The organism is Streptomyces sp. NPDC051963, assembly GCF_044593495.1.
GTDB lineage: Bacteria > Actinomycetota > Actinomycetes > Streptomycetales > Streptomycetaceae > Streptomyces.
This window is the reverse complement of sequence record NZ_JBIUCC010000005.1, coordinates 179,097-197,041: the sequence shown is the minus strand read 5'-3', so window position 1 is coordinate 197,041 and position 17,945 is coordinate 179,097. Positions and strand designations below refer to the sequence as shown.

The window sequence follows — 17,945 nt, the reverse complement described above, 5'->3', positions numbered from 1 at the left end:
CGCGGGACGTGCGGCTTGAGGTGGCCGTTCGTCTGCGGGTCCGGCGTGCCGGTCGCTCCCCACTCTCGGCCCGCTCTCGCGGGGACCCCCATCGCGGCGGAGCCACACATCGACACAGCCCAGGTCCCTATCGACGCAGCCCGGCGATCCCCGACAATCCCCCACGAACCCCGGCCGACGTCACCAACTCCGGTCAGCGCAGCAGCTCCGCCAGCTTCGCCTCGCGCTCGGCGACCTGGGCCAGAAGCTGTTCGGCGACCTCTTCCAGGAGACGGTCGGGGTCGTCCGGTGCCAGCCGGAGCATCGCGCCGATCGCGCTCTCCTCCAGTTCCCGGGCGACGATGGCGATCAGTTCCTTGCGCTGGGCGAGCCATTCGAGGCGGGCGTAGAGCTCCTCGGCCGGGCTCGGCCGCCGCTCCTCGGGGACCGGCCCCGCGGCCCACTCCGCGGACAGCTCCCGCAGCAGGGCCTCGTCGCCGCGGGCGTAGGCGGCGTTGACGCGCGTGATGAACTCCTCACGCCGCTTGCGCTCGCCCTCCTCCTGGGCCAGGTCGGGATGGGCCTTGCGGGCCAGCTCGCGGTAGAGCTTGCGGGCCTCGTCGCTGGGACGCACGCGCTGTGGGGGCCGTACCGGCTGATCGGTGAGCATCGCGGCGGCCTCCGGGAACAGTCCGTCCCCGTCCATCCAGCCGTGGAACAGCTCCTCGACCCCCGGCATCGGCATGACCCGGGCCCGGGCCTCGTCCGCCTTGCGCACGTCCTCGGGATCTCCGGTGCGGGCGGCCACGGCCTCGGCGATCCGCGCGTCCAACTCGTCGAGCCGGGCGTACATCGGACCGAGCCTTTGATGGTGCAGCCGCGAGAAGTTCTCCACCTCCACACGGAAGGTCTCCATCGCGATCTCGTACTCGATGAGCGCCTGCTCAGCGGCCAGCACCGCCCGCTCCAGCCGCTCCTCGGGACGGGGCGCGGCGTCCTCGGAGGGGGCGCCGGTGTCCTGGAGCCCGGGCGCACCGTCCTCGGCCTCGGCCGACGGCACACCGTCCTCCGGCGTCACCCCGGCCCCTCCGGCAACCCCACCCTGCTCAGCTTCCGACCTCGTCACCCGCCCAGCGTAGGCCACGGCACGCCCGGCCCGACGGCCTCACCGCACGGCACCGCCCATGGCCGACCCGCCGAAGGCCGAGCGCAGCCGGCATCCATCGAAAGCCGGGCCCCGCCGGGCACCCACCGAACCCCGGGTCCCGCCCGATCCCGGCCCCGTCAGACCCCCGTCTCCGCCGCAACCCGCCCCGCCCGCACAGCCGCCACCAGCTCCGCGTGGTCGGCCTCCGTGCGGTCGGCGTAGGCCACGGCGAAGGTGGCCATCGCCTCGTCCAGTTCCTCGTTCTTGCCGCAGTAGCCGGAGACCAGGCGGGGGTCGGCGCTGTGGGAGTGGGCGCGGGCCAGGAGGGCGCCGGTCATACGGGCGTAGTCGTCTATCTGATCGGTGGAGAGGGCGGCGGGGTCGACGCTGCCCTTGCGGTTGCGGAACTGGCGTACCTGGAAGGGGAGTCCGTCGACCGTCGTCCAGCCCAGCAGGATGTCGCTGACGACCTGCATCCGCTTCTGGCCGAGCACCACCCGGCGGCCTTCGTGGCCCACCTCCGGCGCCTCGAACCCCGCCGTCACCAGGTGCGGAACCAGCACGGAGGACCTGGCCTCCTTCACCTGAAGCACCAGCGGCTCGCCACGGTGGTCCAGCAGCAGCACGACGTACGACCGCGTGCCCACGCTGCCCGTGCCGACCACGCGGAAGGCCACGTCGTGCACCGCGTGCCGGGCCAGGAGGGGGAGGCGGTCCTCGGAGAGCGTCGTCAGATACTCCTCCAGACCCGCTGCCACCGCCGCCGCCTCCGCGTCCGGCACCTGTCGCAGCACCGGAGGGGCGTCGACGAAGCGCCGCCCGCCGTCCTCGGTCGGCTCCGTCGACTTCTCCGCGAAGCGCCCGCTGGTGTTGGCCCGCGCCTTCTCGGCGACCCGCTCCAGCGTGCCGAGCAGGTCATGGGCGTCGGTGTGGGAGACGAGCTCCTCGTCCGCGATGGCGTTCCACGCGTCCAGGACCGGGAGCCTGGCCAGCAGCCGCATGGTGCGGCGGTAGGCGCCCACCGTGTCGTGCGCGGCCTTGCGGCAGGTGTCCTCGCCGGCGCCCGCCTCACGGGCCGCGAGCACCAGTGAGGCGGCGAGCCGCTTGAGGTCCCACTCCCAGGGGCCGTGGACCGTTTCGTCGAAGTCGTTCAGATCGATGACCAGGCTGCCGCGTGCGTCGCCGTAGAGCCCGAAGTTGGCCGCGTGTGCGTCGCCGCAGATCTGGGCGCGGATCCGGGTCATGGGGGTGCGGGCCAGGTCGTAGGCCATCAGGCCCGCGGAGCCGCGCAGGAAGGCGAAGGGGGTCGCGGCCATGCGGCCGATCCGCAGCGGGGTGAGCTCGGGGAGCCGGCCGCGGCTGGACTCCTCGACGGCGCTCACCGCGTCGGGGCGGGAGTCGTCCGCGTCGAGTGCGGAGTGCGTGTGCCGCGGAACCAGCTTCCGCAGCGCCTTCCCCTCTTCCTTGGGCGACTGCGCCCCCGCGGCGGACCACTCGGCGAAGCCCTGCACGCGCGGCAGCCGACGCGCCGCCCGGGCACTCACGGCAGCCCTCTGGACCGCCTCAGCCGCTCCCGCATCCACCTGGGTCACACCGACCGCCTCCCCCGTACGCGCGTAGACGCGTACAAGCACGAACATCAACTCGTGCCGACGGTACAACCGCCGGCCGAAACGCGTCAGACCCTGTGGACAACTCCACACCTGTGGACAACTCCACCCTGTGGAGGCCCACCGCACGCGGCGCTAACAGCCGCCGTCCCGCCCGCCCTCGGGCAGATGCTTCGCCGCCCAGTCCCCGAGCTCCTGAAGAGCAGGCTTCAGCGCCGCTCCCGCGTCGGTCAGCCGGTACAGAACCCGCAGCGGCGGCCCGTCGTCGACCTCGCGCACGACGAGTCCCGCGGCGCCGAGTTCCGTGAGGCGGTCGGAGAGCATGCGCTCGCTGATCCCGGGGACGGCCCGGCGCAGATCGGCGAAGTGCGCCGGCTGGTCCACCAGCACGGACACGATCGGGCCGGTCCAGCGCTTGCCGAGCAGCAGAAAAACACGGCTGATGCCGCCGTCCACCCGCTTGCACATCGACTCGTCGTGAATCTGCTCACCCGCCATGGCTTCAGGGTACTGCCCCGGAAACAAGGGGATGAAAAAAAGTAAGTACCTGTGTTATTCATAGTCGAGTACGAAAACTCAGTTACTGCATCTTCGTACGGGCATCTCTCTCTGTCGTCCCCGTACGGCCCCCCTCTTCCTGGAGACCCCCATGGCCACGCTTCTGCACATCGATTCGTCCGTGTTCCCCCACGGAGCCTCCGCGTCCCGCGCCGTCACGGACGCCTTCCGGACGACCTGGGAGGAACAGCACCCCGAGGGCACGGTGATCTACCGCGACCTCTCCGCGGAGCCCGTCCCGCACATCACCGCCGACGCCCACACCGCCGGCTTCGCCGACCCGGCCGCGCACAGCCCCGAGCAGGCGGCCGCCTTCACGGAGCGCCTGACGCTGATCGAGGAGCTGGAGCGGGTGGACGCCGTGCTGATCGGCGCCCCGATGTACAACTTCGCGATCCCGTCCACCCTGAAGGCCTGGCTGGACCACGTGATCCTGATGGGCCGCACCGCGGCCACCGAGGACTCGAAGGTCAAGGGCACCCCGGTCACCGTCGTCGCGAGCCGCGGCGGCGCCTACGGTCCGGGCACCCCGCGCGAGGGCTACGAGTACGTGCAGAACTACCTGTCGACGATCTTCACCGACACCCTCGCCATGGACCTCGACTTCATCGTCCCGGAGCTCACCTTGGCCCCGCACAACCCGGCGATGGCCGAGCTCGTCCCGCTCTTCGAGGCCTCCCGCGAACGCGCCCTCGATGACGCCGCCACCAAGGCCAAGAAGCTGGCGCAGCGCTTCGCGGCGTAGGCGGCCCCGGCCGTCCGGACAACGGAAAAGCCCCGCGGGTCCGAGACCTGCGGGGCTTTCGTCCGGTGGGGAGCCTCTGCTCTGCCCGCTGCTCCTCGACCAGGATCGTCAGCCGACGCGGATATCACGGAGTGCCCGGAGGAACCGGTCCATGTGCTTGCGAAGGTTCACGTCCACCCGCAGATAGCGCGAGCCGAGCCCCTCGATGTCGGAACCGTCCTTGACGATCACCCCGCGTGCGAGCAGCTCCTTGAAGACGCGTGTCGAGTCCAGTTCCGGGTCGAGGATCTCGGTCAGGAAGAAGTTGGCGCGCGAGCCGGGAACGGCGCGGAACCCGTCGAGGGCGTCCACGCCCGCGGTCACGTACTCGCGCATCTCCACCACGGTCCGCACGGCCCGGGCGACGTGGTCGTCGTCATCGATGCCCGCGACACCGCCGGCGATCTGCATCTGGCCCATGTTCCAAGTGGGCTTGACCAGCCGCAGCGGCCGGATCAGGTCCACATTGGCGGAGATGCCGAACCCCACCCGCAGGCCCGCCAGGCCGAAGGCCTTCGACAGGGTGCGCAGCACGATCAGGTTGTCGAACTCCCGCAGCAGGTCCATTCCGAAGGTCGCCTCGGCATAGTGGACATACGCCTCGTCGAGCACCACCAGAGTGTGCCCGGGCGCCGCCTCCAGCACCCTGCGGACATCCGCCTCGGGCAGCATCCGGCCGCTGGGATTGTGCGGATTGGTGAGGAAGGCGATCTTGGGGGCGGTCTTCTTCAGGGTGTCCAGGTAGAGCTCGATCTGCAGGTCGAAGTCCTCGCCCATCGGGACGTAGACCGGCCGGCGGCCCTCGGCCTCGGCGTAGATCCGGTACAGCGGGAAGCAGGGCGCGTGCATCAGTACGGGCTCGTCGGGTGCCGCGAAGGCGCGGATCACCATGGAGATGACCTCGGTCTCCCCGGAGCCGCACACCACCCCTTCGGGGTCGAAGCCGTACTTCTCCCCGATGGCCCGGCGCAGCGCGAGAGCGGTCCAGTCGGGGTAGAGGTCCAGCCGGTTGCGTGCCTCCGCGACGGCCGCCATGGCTTTGGGCGAGGCGCCGTGCGGGTTCTCCGCCGACGCGAGCTTCGCGACATCCTCGGCAGGAACACCGTAGGTGTCCACGACGTACTCCGTGGACAGGCCCGGCACATAGACCTCGCCGGAGACCAGGGCTGTGGAGCTGGGGCGAATCACGGGAGGGAGTCCAATCATCCGGTGCCTGAATGGACCCCAGGCTATGAATGGGCGAGGACTGTTGTCAGGATCCAATTCCGTGCCCGCGGATGAGACCAAAGCAAGGTCCTGGCGGCCGCATCGGTCATCCCCGGGCCGCGCGCAGCGCCTTCGCGAGCGCCGACACCCCGGCCTCGAGGGCGTCGGTGTCGAAGCCGGTGTAGCCGAGCAGGAGACCCTCTCGCGGAGCGCGTCCCTCGTGGTAGTACGGCGACAGGGGAGGCGCGGAGATCCCGAACTCCGCACAGCGTGCGGCCACTTCGGTGTCGCGCAGACCCTCGGCGAGCCAGCCGATCAGGTGCATGCCGGTGTCGTCGGGCGCCAGGGTGATCAGATCGCCGCAATGGTGTGCGACGGCATCGATCAGTGCCGACTGCCGGGCGGCGTACAGGGTCCGCATCCGCCGGATGTGGCGCGCGAGATGGCCGTCCGCGATGAAGTCCGCGAGGACGGCCTGATCGAGCGTCGCGGGGTGGCGGTCGAGAATCGCACGGGCCGCGAGGAACCCCTCGACCAGGTCCGGGGGGACGACGATGTACCCGAGCCGGATCGCGGGGAACAGCACCTTGCTGTACGTGCCGATGTAGATCACCCGGCCCGTGGTGTCCAGACCCTGGAGCGCGGGGAGGAGCCGACCGGAGTAGCGGAACTCGCTGTCGTAGTCGTCCTCGACGATCCACGACTCGTGCTCCGCGGCCCAGTGCAGCAGTTGCATGCGACGAGCGACGCTCATGGTCGGGCCGAGCGGGTACTGGTGTGACGGCGTCACGTACGCCATCCGCGCCCGCGGGCTCAGCCGGATGCCGAGCTCTACGTCCATCCCGCAGTCGTCGATCTCCACGGGCACCAGCCTGGCGCCCGCTCCGAGCAGGGCGCTGCGGGCGCCGGGGTAGCACGGGTTCTCGATCCAGACCTCGTCGTCCGGGTCCAGCAGGGCGCGTACGGCGAGATCGATGGCCTGCTGCGAGCCGTTGACGATGATGACGCGGTCGGGATCGCAGTCGACGCCCCGGACGGCGTTGAGGTGTTCGGCGACGGCGACTCGGAGCTGCCGGTAGCCGTGCGGAGTGCGGTAGCCGAGCAGGTCGGGCGCCGGGTCCGACAGACACTGGTTCCACAGCCGTCGCCAGATCCGCATCGGGAAGCGGTCGTAGGCGGGAACGCCCGGGTAGAACGGGCGCGGCTTGCGCCACTCCACGCTCGGCATCGTGGGGGACTGCGCGAGCAGTTGGCCCCGCCGGGACAGGAGCCGGGGTTCCTTGGGCGCGGATTCGCTCACGCGGGTGGACCGCCGCCGCGCCGGCGACATCAAGTCGTCCGGCAGGACCCGGGACACGTACGTTCCCGAGCCCTGCCGTCCTTCGATGTAGCCCTCGGCGAAAAGCTGCGTGTAGGCGTTGAGCACCGTGTTCCGGGCGACCCCGAGCTGCTCCTGGAGCGCGCGGGAGGCCGGCAGGCGGGTCCCCGACGGCAGTCGGCCGTCGAGGATCGCCTCACGGAACCGCCGGTACAGCTGGATGTGGAGCGGCTGTTCGGAATTCCGGTCGAGGTCGCCGTGGAGCGAGGTGAGGTCCATGAGTGGCTCCCATCGACTCACTTAACGCGCGCCTGCCCCAGGGATCAACCCAAGGTTGGGTCGCGTCCCCGCGGTTGCCCACCGCGCCCCGCGGGACGCCTACCGCTTACGGGCCGACGGGTAGAGCTCCGGCCGCGGCAGGGGGTCCGGCCGGAAGGACACGAAGTGCGAGGAGTCGGTGCCGTTGTCGGCCGCGCGCTTGTTCATGGCCGAAGGGCTCGTGCTCGGCCAGGCGCCGGTGCTCAGGCGCTGGTCCACCGTCTTGATCGCGGCGATCTGCTCGTCGGTGGTGAAGTTGCAGTGCCCCGGGGCGGACACGTAGGTCTGCCGGAGCAGTGCGCTGTTCTGGTTGGCGCGCACCTTGGCGGCGTAGGGCGTTTCCAGGCTGGGGAAGACGGCGTCGTCCCCTGTGGTGTGCACGGTCAGGATCGGCATCTGCGAGGAGCCGGTCGGGGCGTACTCGTTCATCTTGGCGATCGCCTGCGGGTCGCTGGGTTCGACCCGCGGGGCGGCCTGGAGCGCGCCCAGATCGCTCTTGACGCTGAGCCCGGCCTCCTTGTAGAGGGCGTTGACCTCGGCCTTCGCGCCCTTGCCGAGACCGCTGTACAGCTCGCCGTAGTCCACCCCGGTGTTCCAGGAGAACGCACCGCCCACCTTGGACTCCATGTCCGCGCGCACCGCCGACTGGAACGCCGTGAAGGTGGTGCTGAGGCTGTAGTACTGGTTGCGCTCCTGGGCCGCGTAATCGGTACTGGCGGGTTCGGTCGTGCCGGGCTGCGACCACGTCGGCAGGGTGGTGAAGGACGCCGCGAGCGCCAGCCTCGCCCGGCCCTCCGCCGTTTCCTGTGCGGTCTTCACGAGCTTCGTCCAGTAGGTCTGGGCGGCGGCCGCGTCGGAGATGTCGACGAGCGGGACGGTCCCGTCGGGGTCGAGCAGGGTCTGCATGGTGAACGCGCCGTCGAGGTAGGTGTTGAACCACGGCACCGGGCCGGCGACGTCGGGGCACATCGCGACCGCGCCGTCGATCTTGTCCGGGTACTGCTCGGACAGCAACGTGGTGATCTCCCCGCCCATGGACCCGCCCGCGGCGATCACGCGTCGCGGCGGGGCGACCTGTGTCGCGAACTTGTCGAGCGCGGCGATCTGGGAGCCCAGCGCGTCGGGGGTCTGCCACCCGACACCGGGGAAGGACCCACCGGCGAGTGCGTACCCGTCCGCGAGCAGTTCCTTGCCCACTTCGGGCGAGCTGGCGTCCTGGGCCGGGTTGGACGGTCCGGCGTTGTAACCGTGGGAGTAGAGCAGGACGGTGCCGTTCCAGTCGGCGGGTACTTCGAACAGATAGGTGGATCCGTCGGGCAGCGTGCCGGTGATCTTGCGAGCAGCGGCGTCCGTCGTCTCAGCGGTCGCGATGCCGGTGCCGGTGAGTGCTGCGACTGTCATGGCGGCCGCGGCCGCCATGACGATCTTCTTCTTAGGGCGCATCAGGAACAGACCTCGTCTTCTCTGCACTGTGGGGGATTTGGGTGCCGGCGTCACTGGCGGCGGGGGTGTCCGCCGCCGGGACGCGCGTGCGGACGTCGCGGGTCACCACGGCCAGGCAGACAAGGCTGACCAGTGAGACGACGACCAGGTAGGCGGTCACGGGGGCGGAGGAATCGGCGGCGGCGTACAGGGCCGTGGCCAGCGTCGGCGCGAGCCCGCCGCCGAGGATCGACCCGACCTGATAGCCGAGGGAGGCGCCGCTGTAGCGGACCTTGGCCGAGAACAGATCGGAGAACAGCACGGCGATGGGGCCGTAGGTGATACCGAGGAAGATCGCCGTGCCCAGAATGCCGACAAGGACCAGCGCGGGGGTCGCGGTGTCGACGAGGGGGAAGAGCACGGCCGTCCAGACGGCGAGGCCGGTGGAGCCGAAGAGCAGCACCCGGCGGCGGCCGTGGCGGTCGGACAGGGCGGAGGCCCACGGGATGACGGCCAGCCAGGCCACGGCTCCGATGAGCGTGACGGTGAGCATCAGGCTGCGGGAGAGGCCGAGTTCGGTGGTGCCGTAGCTCAGCAGGTAGGACATGAAGACGTAGCCGACGGTGTTGTTGCCCATGAAGCTGCCGGCGGCGAGCAGCACCTGGACGGGGTGCTCCTTCAGGACGGTGACGATGGGCTTGCGGTCGACCTCACCGGCGTCCTTGACCTTCTCGAACTCCGGGCTCTCGGTGATGCTGATCCGGATCACCAGGCCGACCACGACGAGCAGTCCGCTGGCCAGGAACGGCACCCGCCAGCCCCAGTCCTCGAACGCCTGGTCGGTGAGGTTGTTGGAGACGACGAGGAAGACCACGTTGGCCAGGATCAAGCCGCCCGGCACACCCATCTGCGGGAAGCTGCCGTAGAAGCCGCGCTTGTTCCTGGGCGCGTGCTCGACGGCCATCAGGACGGCACCGCCCCACTCGCCGCCGACGCCGATGCCCTGCACGAATCGCAGGGTCACGAGCAGCACGGGCGCCCATACGCCGACGGTGTCGTACGTCGGCAGCAGACCGATCCCGACCGTCGCCGTGCCCATCAGGACGAGCGAGGTGACCAGCATCGATTTTCGGCCGACCCGGTCGCCGAAGTGGCCCATGACCACACCGCCGAGCGGACGGGCGAGGAAACCCACCGAGTAGGTGGCGAAGGCGGCCAGGGTGCCGGTCGCGGGCGACAGGTCGGGGAAGAACTGCGGGCCGAAGACCAGCGCGGCGGCCATGCCGTAGATGAAGTAGTCGTACCACTCGACGGCGGTGCCCACGAAACTCGCTGTTGCCACTTTGAGGGGACTGATGCCCGGGTGTCGTGCTCTCACGGGATGCTCCTGCGGGATGTGTCTCGATGGCCGGATCCAGGTGCTTGATCACGGCGTCGGCGGCTCGCTTTCACTGTGACAGCGGCGACATACATTGGAAAGAGACAAGAAAACTGTGAGACACATAAGGTGAATCAATAAGGTGCAATAAGGTGAGCCAATGAGTGAGATCAAGTTCTCCCTTCGCCAGCTGGAGTACTTCGTCGCCATCGCGGAAGCCGGCACCCTGAGCGACGCGGCCGCCCGACTGCGCGTTTCGCAGCCCGGCCTGTCCCAGTCACTGACCGAGCTGGAGCGGGCGCTCGGAGTTCAGCTCGCGGTGCGCCGCAAGGCGCACGGCGTCACGCTCACGCCGTCCGGCGCCCAAGTGCTCCGGCACGCCCGCGACTTGCTGCGCCGGGCCCAGGACCTGGGCAGCGCGGCGTCGGGCGGCGCCGCCCTGACCGGCGTTCTCTCGATCGGCTGTTACGTGACGCTGGGGCCGACCATGCTTCCCGCGTTGCTCCAGGAGTTCTCGAAGCTGCACCCCGGCCTCACTCTCGACTTCGTCGAGGGCACCCAGGACGTACTCCAACGACGCCTGCTCAACGGCGAACTCGATCTGGCGATCCTCTACGACATGGAGATCCAGCCCGAGGTCGCACGGGCCGTCATCGGCACGATGAGGCCGCACATCCTGCTGCCGGCCGACCACCGCCTCGCGGGGGAAGCCCGCGTGTCACTGGTCGACCTCACCGACGACCCGATGGTCCTCCTCGACGCTCCGCCCAGCTCGCAGAACACCCTGGCGCTCTTCGAGCGCTTCGGAGTCGTCCCCTACGTGCGCTACCGACCGAGCACCTTCGAACTCACCCGCGCACTGGTGGGCCGCGGGATGGGCTACGCCCTGCTGGTCCAGCGCCCCGCCAACGACCGTACGTACGAGGGCAACCAGGTGGTCATCAAGGAGATCGCCGAACCCATCGACCCACAGCGCGTGCTGGTCGCCTGGCCGAGGGCAATACGACTCAACCGACGAGCAGAGGCGTTCGTGGAATTCTGCCGCGATCGCGGGGGCGTGGCCGACGGGGCTTGATTGGCCGGCGAGTGAGGGGGGTGGTCGGCGAGCGAGCAGGGGCGGCCGCCGAGCGGGCGCGACTGGACGCCGAGCGACCTGGGACTGCCGCCGAGCGAGCAGGGGTGGCCGGCGAGCGAATGCGGGTGGCCGCCTAGCGAGCGGGGACGGCCGCCGAGCGAGCGCGAGTGGACGCCGAGCGAGCGCGGGCGGCGGCCGAGCGAGCAAGGGTGGCCGGCGAGGGAGTGCGACTGGCGGCCGAGCGAGCAAGGGTGGCCGGCGAGGGAGTGCGACTGGCGGCCGAACGAGCAAGGGTGGCCGGCGAGGGAGTGCGACTGGCGGCCGAACGAGCAAGGGTGGCCGGCGAGGGAGTGCGACTGGCGGCCAAGCGAGCAAGGGTGGCCGGCGAGGGAGTGCGAGTGGCGAGCGACTGGGGACGGCCGCCGAGTGCGCGCGGGCGGCCGCCGTGACACGCTCCGTCGGCCCGTCGGCTCAGGTGGTTTCGCGGACGATCAGTTCCGGCAGGAGCAGCGTGCGCCCGGGGGTCTGCTGCGGTGCCTGGATCAGTGAGCGGAGCAGTTCGGCTGCGCGGCGGCCGGACTCGGCGAACGGCTGCCGGATGGTGGTGAGGCCGAGCCCCTCCGCGAGCGGTCCGTCGTCGAAGCCCGCGACGGCGACCTGGTCGGGCACCTCGGTCCCGGCGGCGCGCAGCCCCGCGAGGAAGCCCGCAGCGAGGACGTCGTGGTGGGCGATGACGGCGGTCGGCCGGTCGGTCCGCCGGACGAACTCGGCCGCGAACGCCCGGGCCGTGGACAGACCGTTGTCGGCCAGGACGAGCTCCTCACAGCTGGGCTCGGCACCGTCCGCCTCGCGCAGCGCACGGTGGATCCCCTCGTGGCGGAGCATGCCGGCGGAGACGTAGGCCTCCGAGCGCTGGGGCTCGTGCAGGTGGCCCAGTCGCCGATGGCCGCGACTGAGCAGATGGGTGGCCAGCAAGTACCCCGCCTGCTCGTCGTCGAAGGTGACGGTGCTCAAGGCGGGGTGCGCGGAGTCGACCAGCACGGTCGGCGGCCCCCACTGCCGCAGGCGGTCGACGCCCTGCTCGCCGAGCGGGATGCCCATGATCAGCAGACCGTCGACATCGCCGCGTACGGGCAGGGTCTCCAGCAGTGGCGAGTCCGCCTCGGCGGCCGACGGGGCATCGAGCACGACGACCTCGACGTCGTCGGGACGGAATGCCTGGAGGATGCCGACGAGCCGGGTCCGGTACGTCCCATAGCTGCTGAACGGCGCCAGCACGGCGATCCGGCCGGTACGGCGCCGGGCTCGCGCGGAGGCCGTCGCGCCGGGCCGGTAGCCGAGCTCGCCCGCGACCCTGATGATCTCCTCGCGGGTCGACACACTGACCCGATCCGGGTGATTGAGGGCGAGCGAGACCGTCGAGATGCTGACACCGGCTGTCTTGGCCACCTGGTAGATCGTCACACCCGAGCTCCCCACGCAGTCACCCTAGCCCACCGGCTCAGGCACCCGTCTCCCCGTCATTGACCGTGACTCGAACCCGCCTTAAAGTGCTTCGTCGAAGCACTTCGATGGAGGTTCGATGACGGATTACCTGGCATTCGCCCGGGCGGCGGGCTGTGAGCCGGCCGTGGTGGACTCGTTCGCCTCCCTCGGCGGGATCGTCGCGGGGCTGCCCGACCTGGAGTCGCCCGACTGGGCCCGGCGGCGGCGCGCGGCACGAGAGCTTTCGGACGCTCTCGCCACGCGGTTCACCCTCCCCGGCCCCACCGAGTGCGAGGTGACCGAGCACCGCGTACCCACCCGCGCCGGGAAGATCACCGTCGTGCACTACCGGCCGCCGCACGCGGACGGGCCGCGCACGGCACACCTGGCCTTCCACGGCGGGGGCTTCGTCCTCGGCAGCGTCCACGAGGTGGTCAACGAGCGGATCGCGCGGAGCCGGGCCGTCGCCGGCGGCATCGACATCTTCGACGTCGGCTACCGGCTCGCCCCCGAGCATCCTTTCCCCGCCGGGCTCGAGGACTGCCTCGACGCCCTGACCTGGCTCATCGAGTCGGCCGGCGAATTCGGGATCGACCCCGACCGCATCGGTGTGGGCGGCGTTTCGGCGGGTGGCAACCTCGCCGGTCTGGTCGCGGTGCACGCCCGCGACCGCGGCCTCCGCCTCGATCATCAGGTGCTGGAGGTCCCGGGGGTGAGCCTGGACTTCGAGCAGGACGACTCCTACCGCGCGTACAGCGCGCTGGGCGACTTCGGCGCGGACATCGCCGACCTGCACGCGGCGTACCTCGGTGTGTCCGGTCCCGCCGAGGGCTGGGCCGCGCCGGCCGAAGTCCCCGACCTCACCGGCCTGCCGCCCGCTCTGGTGATCACCGCCGAACTCGACCCGCTGCGGGACAGCGGCGAGGCCTACGCCACCCGGCTCGCCGAGGCCGGTGTGCCCGTCCGGACCTGGCGTGCGCCCGGGCAACTCCACGGGAGCGGAGCGCTCACCCGGACGTCCGCGATCGCGCGCGAATGGCAGGACCGGGTCGGAGAATTCCTGCGCAGCCGGGCACGCAGGTCCGCGAGCATCCCGTACTGACCGGAGGCGCACCATGCCGATCGACCCCAACCTGATCCGTACGATCGCCGCGCTGGGCGTCCCCGTCCCGGCGCTGTCGACGGACCCGCAGGAGCAACGCGCGCGTGCCTTCCAGTACGAGCAGGCGGTGTACCCGCACCTCGGTCCGACCGGGCCGCGGCTGCCCGTCCGCGAGCACGTCATACCCGTGACAGGCCGGCCGGACGTGCTCGTGCGCCTGTACTACCCGCGCGAGCCGACCGCCGACCTCAGCCTCCCGGCCTGTCTGCACTTCTACGGCGGCGCCTTCATCCAAGGCGGCCTGCACCATCCGAGTGTCGACGCCATGTGCGCCCTGCGGGCAGCCAGGGCGGGCGTCGTCGTCGCGGCGGTCTCCTACGCGCTGGCGCCGGAGCATCCCTACCCGACCGCGCTGGAGCAGGGCTGGGCCGCGCTGGACTGGCTGGTACGCGAGGCCGGCTCCCTCGGTGTCGACCCGACGCGCATCGCGCTCGCGGGACAGTCCGCGGGCGGAACCCTGGTGGCCGCGCTGACCCAGCTCAACCGCGACCGGGCACGGCATCCGCTGTCGATGCAGATTCTGGAGGTCCCCGCCGTCGACCTGGCGCTCGGTCCCAGGGAACGCGGCGTCGAGGGGCTCACCGAGGAACAACTGGCACACCTTGAGATGTCCCTCGCCTGGTACGTGCCCCGGGCCGAGGACCGGCTCGACCCCCTTGTGTCGCCGCTGCGCGCCAAGAGCTTCGAGGGACTGCCGCCCGCGTACGTCTTCACCGCGGAATGCGACCCGCTCCGCGACGACGGCGAGGCATACGCGGCGGCACTCGCCGATGCCGGAGTGCCGGTGGCAGCGCTGCGGATGCTGGGCCTGCCCCACGAGGGCGGGATGTACGAGCGGGTCTCCGGCACCGCGCGACTTGCACAAGCGGCTGTTGCGGAGGCACTGCGCACGCTGCACGACTGATCAGAACCGCCCGAGAGCGAAGGACAATGATGTCCGAGATCATCGAATCGCCGCCGGCCACGACCGCAGCCGCGTTCCGGGGCCGGCGACAGCCTGCGACGTTCCTGCCCCTGTTCCTGCTCGCCTACTTCGGTGCGGCACTCGCCGGTCTCTCGGCAGCCGCGGTCAGCATCCCCCTGCGACTGTCCGCACTGGACCCCGAACACAAGACCCAGCTGCTCTCCGCGACCATCGCCGTCGGCGGCATCGTGGTGATCCTGGTGACGGCCCCGCTCGGCCGCCTCAGCGACGCCTCGACCGCACGCGCCGGCATCCGGCGGCCCTTCATCCTCGGCGGCACCCTCGTCGGCGTGTTCGGGATGCTGGTGCTCGCGTCCGCGCCGAACACCGCGTGGATCATCGTCGGCTGGAGCATCACCCAGGCCGGATTCGGCGCCACGAACATGGCCCTCAACGCCCTGCTCGCCGAACAGATACCGGCCAGGATCCGGGCCCGTGTCGCGGCGTCCTTCGGGATAAGCACCGCCGTCGCCCTGCCCACAGGCAGTTGGCTGGTCGGGGTGCTGCCCGGGAATCCGCTGTACTGGTTCGGCGTTCCGGCGGCGTTCGCGCTCGTCGTCAATGTCGGCACGGTGCTGGTCCTACGGGACATCGTGCGCTCCGAGCGGGTGCCCGTGGACTGGCGGAGCCTGCTGCGCAGTTACTGGATCAACCCGGTGAGGCACAAGGACTTCGCCTGGGCATGGGGTTGCCGGCTGCTCGTCACCATGTCGTTGCTGGCGGTGCTCAGTTACCTGCTGTACTTCCTGACCGATCACCTCGGCATCGCCACCGACGAAGCCGCCGCGGCGCAGGGAACCGTACTGGGTGTGTACTTCGTGGGCAGCGTCGTCACCAGCCTGGTCTTCAGCTGGATCTCCGACCGCACCGGCAGACGCAAGCCGATCGTCCTGTTCGCCGCGTTGTTCACCGCGGTCGGACTGCTGATCAGTCTGTTCTCCCCGGACCTGGCCATGTTCACCGTAGGAGTCGCCCTCGCCGGGATGGGCCAGGGAGCCTTCGTCTCCGTGGACGTCGCCATGATGACGGAGCTGCTCCCGGCCTCCGCCGACGCCGGAACCGGGCTTGCCGTCGTCGCACTGTCCTACCAGCTGCCCCAGGTCCTCGTCCCCGTCCTGGCGACAGGGATGCTGGCGATCGGGAACGCGGGGCCGAACTACTCCGCTCTCTTCGTCGGCTCCCTGGTGGCCATCGTCCTCGGCGCGCTCGCGGTGGTGCCGATCAAGAGCGCGCGGTAGTCATCGTTCACGGTCGGAGTGCGGGTCACCCAGAACGCCGGAGAACTTGCCGGCCAGGGGTTTCCTTCCTGGGTATCGGCGAGTACGGTCGAAACAATCAAAGCTTTGATTATTCGCTCGGGATTCGCCTCCGGCTCCGGCCCTCGCCGATCCCTGCGGAGCACCGCACCCAGTGCTCCGCCCCGCCTCGCCCGAGAACCCCGCGCGCCCGTCGGCTGCGCCGGAGCCGCCTCGGAAAGGCCCGCCCTTCCACCGCACGCGGCGTGAGAGAGCACAACTCACATACCTCACCTGACCAACCGTCCACACCCCTCAGGAGCACCTCACCATGGCCGCACGTACCGGCAAGGAATACCTCGAACGCCTCGCCAGCTCCGGTGCCACCGTGCACATCCAGGGCGAGACCCTCAAGGGCGGCATCCAGGACCACCCCGCGTTCCGCAACGTCGTGCAGACCTACGCCGAGTTGTACGACCTCCAGCACTCGGACGACCACAGGGATGTCCTCACTTGCACCTCCCCCACGTCGGGCGAGCGGGTCGGCACCTCGTTCCTCGCCCCGACCACGCCCGACGACCTGGTCAAACACCGCAGCGCGTTCAAGGTCTGGGCCGACCACAGCAACGGCATGCTCTGCCGCACCGGCGACTCCATGAACAGCTCCCTCATGGCACTCGCCTCCGCCGCCGACTGGTTCGCCGAGTACTACTTCTTCGGCGACCCCGTCCGCATGGCCGGCGCCTACGTGAAGTCCTACGACCGCGAGTTCTACAAGACCAAGGTCCAGGACTTCCTGGACCGCGTCTGAACCCGGGCGGACGACATGACACACCCCCTCGGAAACCCACCGTCGAAGATCATCGCGGTCCACCTCAACTACCGCAGCCGGGCGAAGGAACGCGGACGGATCCCCGACCACCCGTCCTACTTCCTCAAGCCGCCCTCTTCGCTCGCGGGCACCGACGACGCTCTCGTCCGTCCCGAGGGGTGCGAACTCCTCGGCTTCGAAGGGGAGATCGCCCTCGTCATCGGCTCGCGCACACAGCGGGTGAGCCTCGAGAACGCCTGGCAGTGCGTGCGCTGGGTGACCGCCGCGAACGACGCCGGCGTCCACGACCTGCGCCACGCCGACCACGGCTCCAACCTCCGCTCCAAGGGCGCCGACGGCCTCACCCCGATCGGACCGCGCCTCCTCGACGCCCGCCGACTCGACCCCGCAGCACTCCAGTTGCGCACCTGGGTCAACGGCCAACTGGTCCAGGACGACACCACCGACACGCTCCTCTTCCCCTTCGAGCAGCTGATCGCCGACCTCTCGCGCCTCGTCACCCTGGAGCCGGGAGACGTCATCCTCACCGGCACACCGACCGGCGCCTCCGTCGTCGTCCCCGGTGACGTGGTGGCGGTCGAGGTGTCCGGCGGCGGCCAGTCCACCGGACGCCTGCGCAACCCGGTCGCCGTCGGGCCCGCCCTGGAGCCGTACGGGGCGATACCCAAGGCCGGTCCGACCGAGCGCGAGGCGGCGTACGGAACCGCATACGTCCCGACTGACCTGCTGGACAAGGAAGTTGAGGTCGGTCTGCGGTCGGTGGCCGTCGCGACCCTGAGCGCGCAGCTGCGCAAGCGCGGTCTGCCGCACATGTCCATCGACGGCGTCTGCCCCACCCAGCCCGGCGCGGGCATGGTCGGCGTCGCCCACACCCTGCGCTACCTGCCGCTGCGCGAGGACCTCTTCAAGAAGTACGGCAACGGAATGAACGCCCAGAAACGGGCGATCGAGGAGCTACGGCCAGGCCACGTGCTCGTCATGGACGCCCGCCGCGACACCTCCGCCGGAACCATCGGCGACATCCTCGCCCTGCGCGCACAGCAGCGAGGCGCGGCGGGAGTCGTCACCGACGGCGGGCTCCGCGACAGCGCCGCGATCACCGAGCTCGGCCTGCCCGTCTACCACGGCGGGGAGCACCCCTCCGTCCTGGGCCGCCGCCATGTGCCCTGGGACACCGGTATGCCCATCGCCTGCGGCGGCGCACTGATCCAGCCCGGCGACCTGATCGTCGGCGACCGGGACGGCGTCGTGGTCGTACCGCCCGATCTGGCCGAGGAGTTGATCACCGACTGCCAGGAACAGGAGCGGCGCGAACGCTTCATCACCGAGCAGGTGCGCGCCGGACACAGCGTGGACGGGCTCTACCCCATGGATCCCGACTGGCACGAACAGTTCGAGCGATGGCGCCGCGTCCACGACCCTTCGCACACCTCCGACACCTCGGACGGCCTCGGCTGAGAGCAGCCGTGTGG

The 17,945-nt window shown here is 70.4% G+C and carries 15 protein-coding genes; 7 read left to right on the top strand and 8 right to left on the bottom strand.

Features of this window, described 5'->3' with window-relative positions:
* Positions 1–193 precede the first annotated feature (193 nt).
* The 3 genes from ACIHFB_RS21620 to ACIHFB_RS21610 form a co-directional block, all read right to left on the bottom strand.
* Positions 194–1,105 (bottom strand): hypothetical protein, encoded by a 912-nt coding sequence (locus tag ACIHFB_RS21620; protein WP_365271810.1) that lies wholly within the window; start codon positions 1,103–1,105, stop codon positions 194–196.
* A 158-nt stretch (positions 1,106–1,263) separates the two neighbouring features.
* On the bottom strand, positions 1,264–2,766 hold the full coding sequence (locus ACIHFB_RS21615; protein ID WP_365271808.1) for a DUF2252 domain-containing protein: 1,503 nt from the start codon (positions 2,764–2,766) through the stop codon (positions 1,264–1,266).
* Positions 2,767–2,871: 105 nt separating this feature from the next.
* Positions 2,872–3,234, bottom strand: coding sequence for a helix-turn-helix domain-containing protein (locus tag ACIHFB_RS21610; RefSeq protein WP_365271805.1), 363 nt, complete (start codon positions 3,232–3,234; stop codon positions 2,872–2,874).
* Between the two features lie 151 nt (positions 3,235–3,385).
* Here ACIHFB_RS21610 and ACIHFB_RS21605 point away from each other — a divergent pair, with 151 nt between their 5' ends.
* Positions 3,386–4,039: an NAD(P)H-dependent oxidoreductase gene (locus ACIHFB_RS21605; protein WP_365271802.1), complete on the top strand. Its 654-nt coding sequence runs from the start codon at positions 3,386–3,388 to the stop codon at positions 4,037–4,039.
* Positions 4,040–4,147: 108 nt separating this feature from the next.
* Here the strand turns inward: ACIHFB_RS21605 and ACIHFB_RS21600 are convergent, their stop codons facing one another.
* The 4 genes from ACIHFB_RS21600 to ACIHFB_RS21585 form a co-directional block, all read right to left on the bottom strand.
* Positions 4,148–5,266, bottom strand: a complete 1,119-nt coding sequence (locus ACIHFB_RS21600) for a pyridoxal phosphate-dependent aminotransferase (RefSeq protein WP_400127626.1) — start codon at positions 5,264–5,266, stop codon at positions 4,148–4,150.
* A gap of 124 nt (positions 5,267–5,390) precedes the next feature.
* The gene (locus ACIHFB_RS21595; RefSeq protein WP_365271797.1) at positions 5,391–6,881 is read right to left on the bottom strand and encodes a PLP-dependent aminotransferase family protein; all 1,491 of its coding nucleotides are present in this window, start codon (positions 6,879–6,881) and stop codon (positions 5,391–5,393) included.
* 99 nt (positions 6,882–6,980) lie between these two features.
* The gene (locus ACIHFB_RS21590; RefSeq protein ID WP_365271794.1) at positions 6,981–8,363 is read right to left on the bottom strand and encodes an alpha/beta fold hydrolase; all 1,383 of its coding nucleotides are present in this window, start codon (positions 8,361–8,363) and stop codon (positions 6,981–6,983) included.
* Positions 8,353–9,720 carry an MFS transporter gene (locus tag ACIHFB_RS21585; protein ID WP_400127625.1) on the bottom strand — a complete coding sequence of 456 codons (1,368 nt, stop codon included), beginning with the start codon at positions 9,718–9,720 and terminating at the stop codon, positions 8,353–8,355. Before ACIHFB_RS21585 ends, ACIHFB_RS21590 begins: the two co-directional genes overlap by 11 nt.
* A 160-nt stretch (positions 9,721–9,880) precedes the next feature.
* Here ACIHFB_RS21585 and ACIHFB_RS21580 point away from each other — a divergent pair, with 160 nt between their 5' ends.
* On the top strand, positions 9,881–10,795 hold the full coding sequence (locus ACIHFB_RS21580; protein WP_400127624.1) for a LysR substrate-binding domain-containing protein: 915 nt from the start codon (positions 9,881–9,883) through the stop codon (positions 10,793–10,795).
* A 471-nt stretch (positions 10,796–11,266) separates the two neighbouring features.
* Here the strand turns inward: ACIHFB_RS21580 and ACIHFB_RS21575 are convergent, their stop codons facing one another.
* Positions 11,267–12,259 carry a LacI family DNA-binding transcriptional regulator gene (locus ACIHFB_RS21575; RefSeq protein WP_365271786.1) on the bottom strand — a complete coding sequence of 331 codons (993 nt, stop codon included), beginning with the start codon at positions 12,257–12,259 and terminating at the stop codon, positions 11,267–11,269.
* A gap of 118 nt (positions 12,260–12,377) precedes the next feature.
* Between ACIHFB_RS21575 and ACIHFB_RS21570 the strand changes: the two genes are divergently transcribed.
* The 5 genes from ACIHFB_RS21570 to ACIHFB_RS21550 all read left to right on the top strand — a co-directional run bounded on the left by ACIHFB_RS21570 (position 12,378) and on the right by ACIHFB_RS21550 (position 17,931).
* On the top strand, positions 12,378–13,382 hold the full coding sequence (locus ACIHFB_RS21570) for an alpha/beta hydrolase (RefSeq protein ID WP_400127623.1): 1,005 nt from the start codon (positions 12,378–12,380) through the stop codon (positions 13,380–13,382).
* Positions 13,383–13,395: 13 nt separating this feature from the next.
* Entirely contained in the window at positions 13,396–14,346 is a 951-nt protein-coding gene (locus ACIHFB_RS21565) for an alpha/beta hydrolase fold domain-containing protein (protein WP_400127622.1), read from the top strand.
* A gap of 29 nt (positions 14,347–14,375) precedes the next feature.
* Positions 14,376–15,644: an MFS transporter gene (locus tag ACIHFB_RS21560; RefSeq protein ID WP_365271778.1), complete on the top strand. Its 1,269-nt coding sequence runs from the start codon at positions 14,376–14,378 to the stop codon at positions 15,642–15,644.
* Between the two features lie 328 nt (positions 15,645–15,972).
* Complete coding sequence (locus ACIHFB_RS21555; RefSeq protein WP_400127621.1) at positions 15,973–16,452, top strand: 4-hydroxyphenylacetate 3-hydroxylase N-terminal domain-containing protein; 480 nt, start codon at positions 15,973–15,975, stop codon at positions 16,450–16,452.
* A 15-nt stretch (positions 16,453–16,467) separates the two neighbouring features.
* The gene (locus ACIHFB_RS21550; protein ID WP_400127620.1) at positions 16,468–17,931 is read left to right on the top strand and encodes a fumarylacetoacetate hydrolase family protein; all 1,464 of its coding nucleotides are present in this window, start codon (positions 16,468–16,470) and stop codon (positions 17,929–17,931) included.
* Positions 17,932–17,945: the final 14 nt, after the last annotated feature.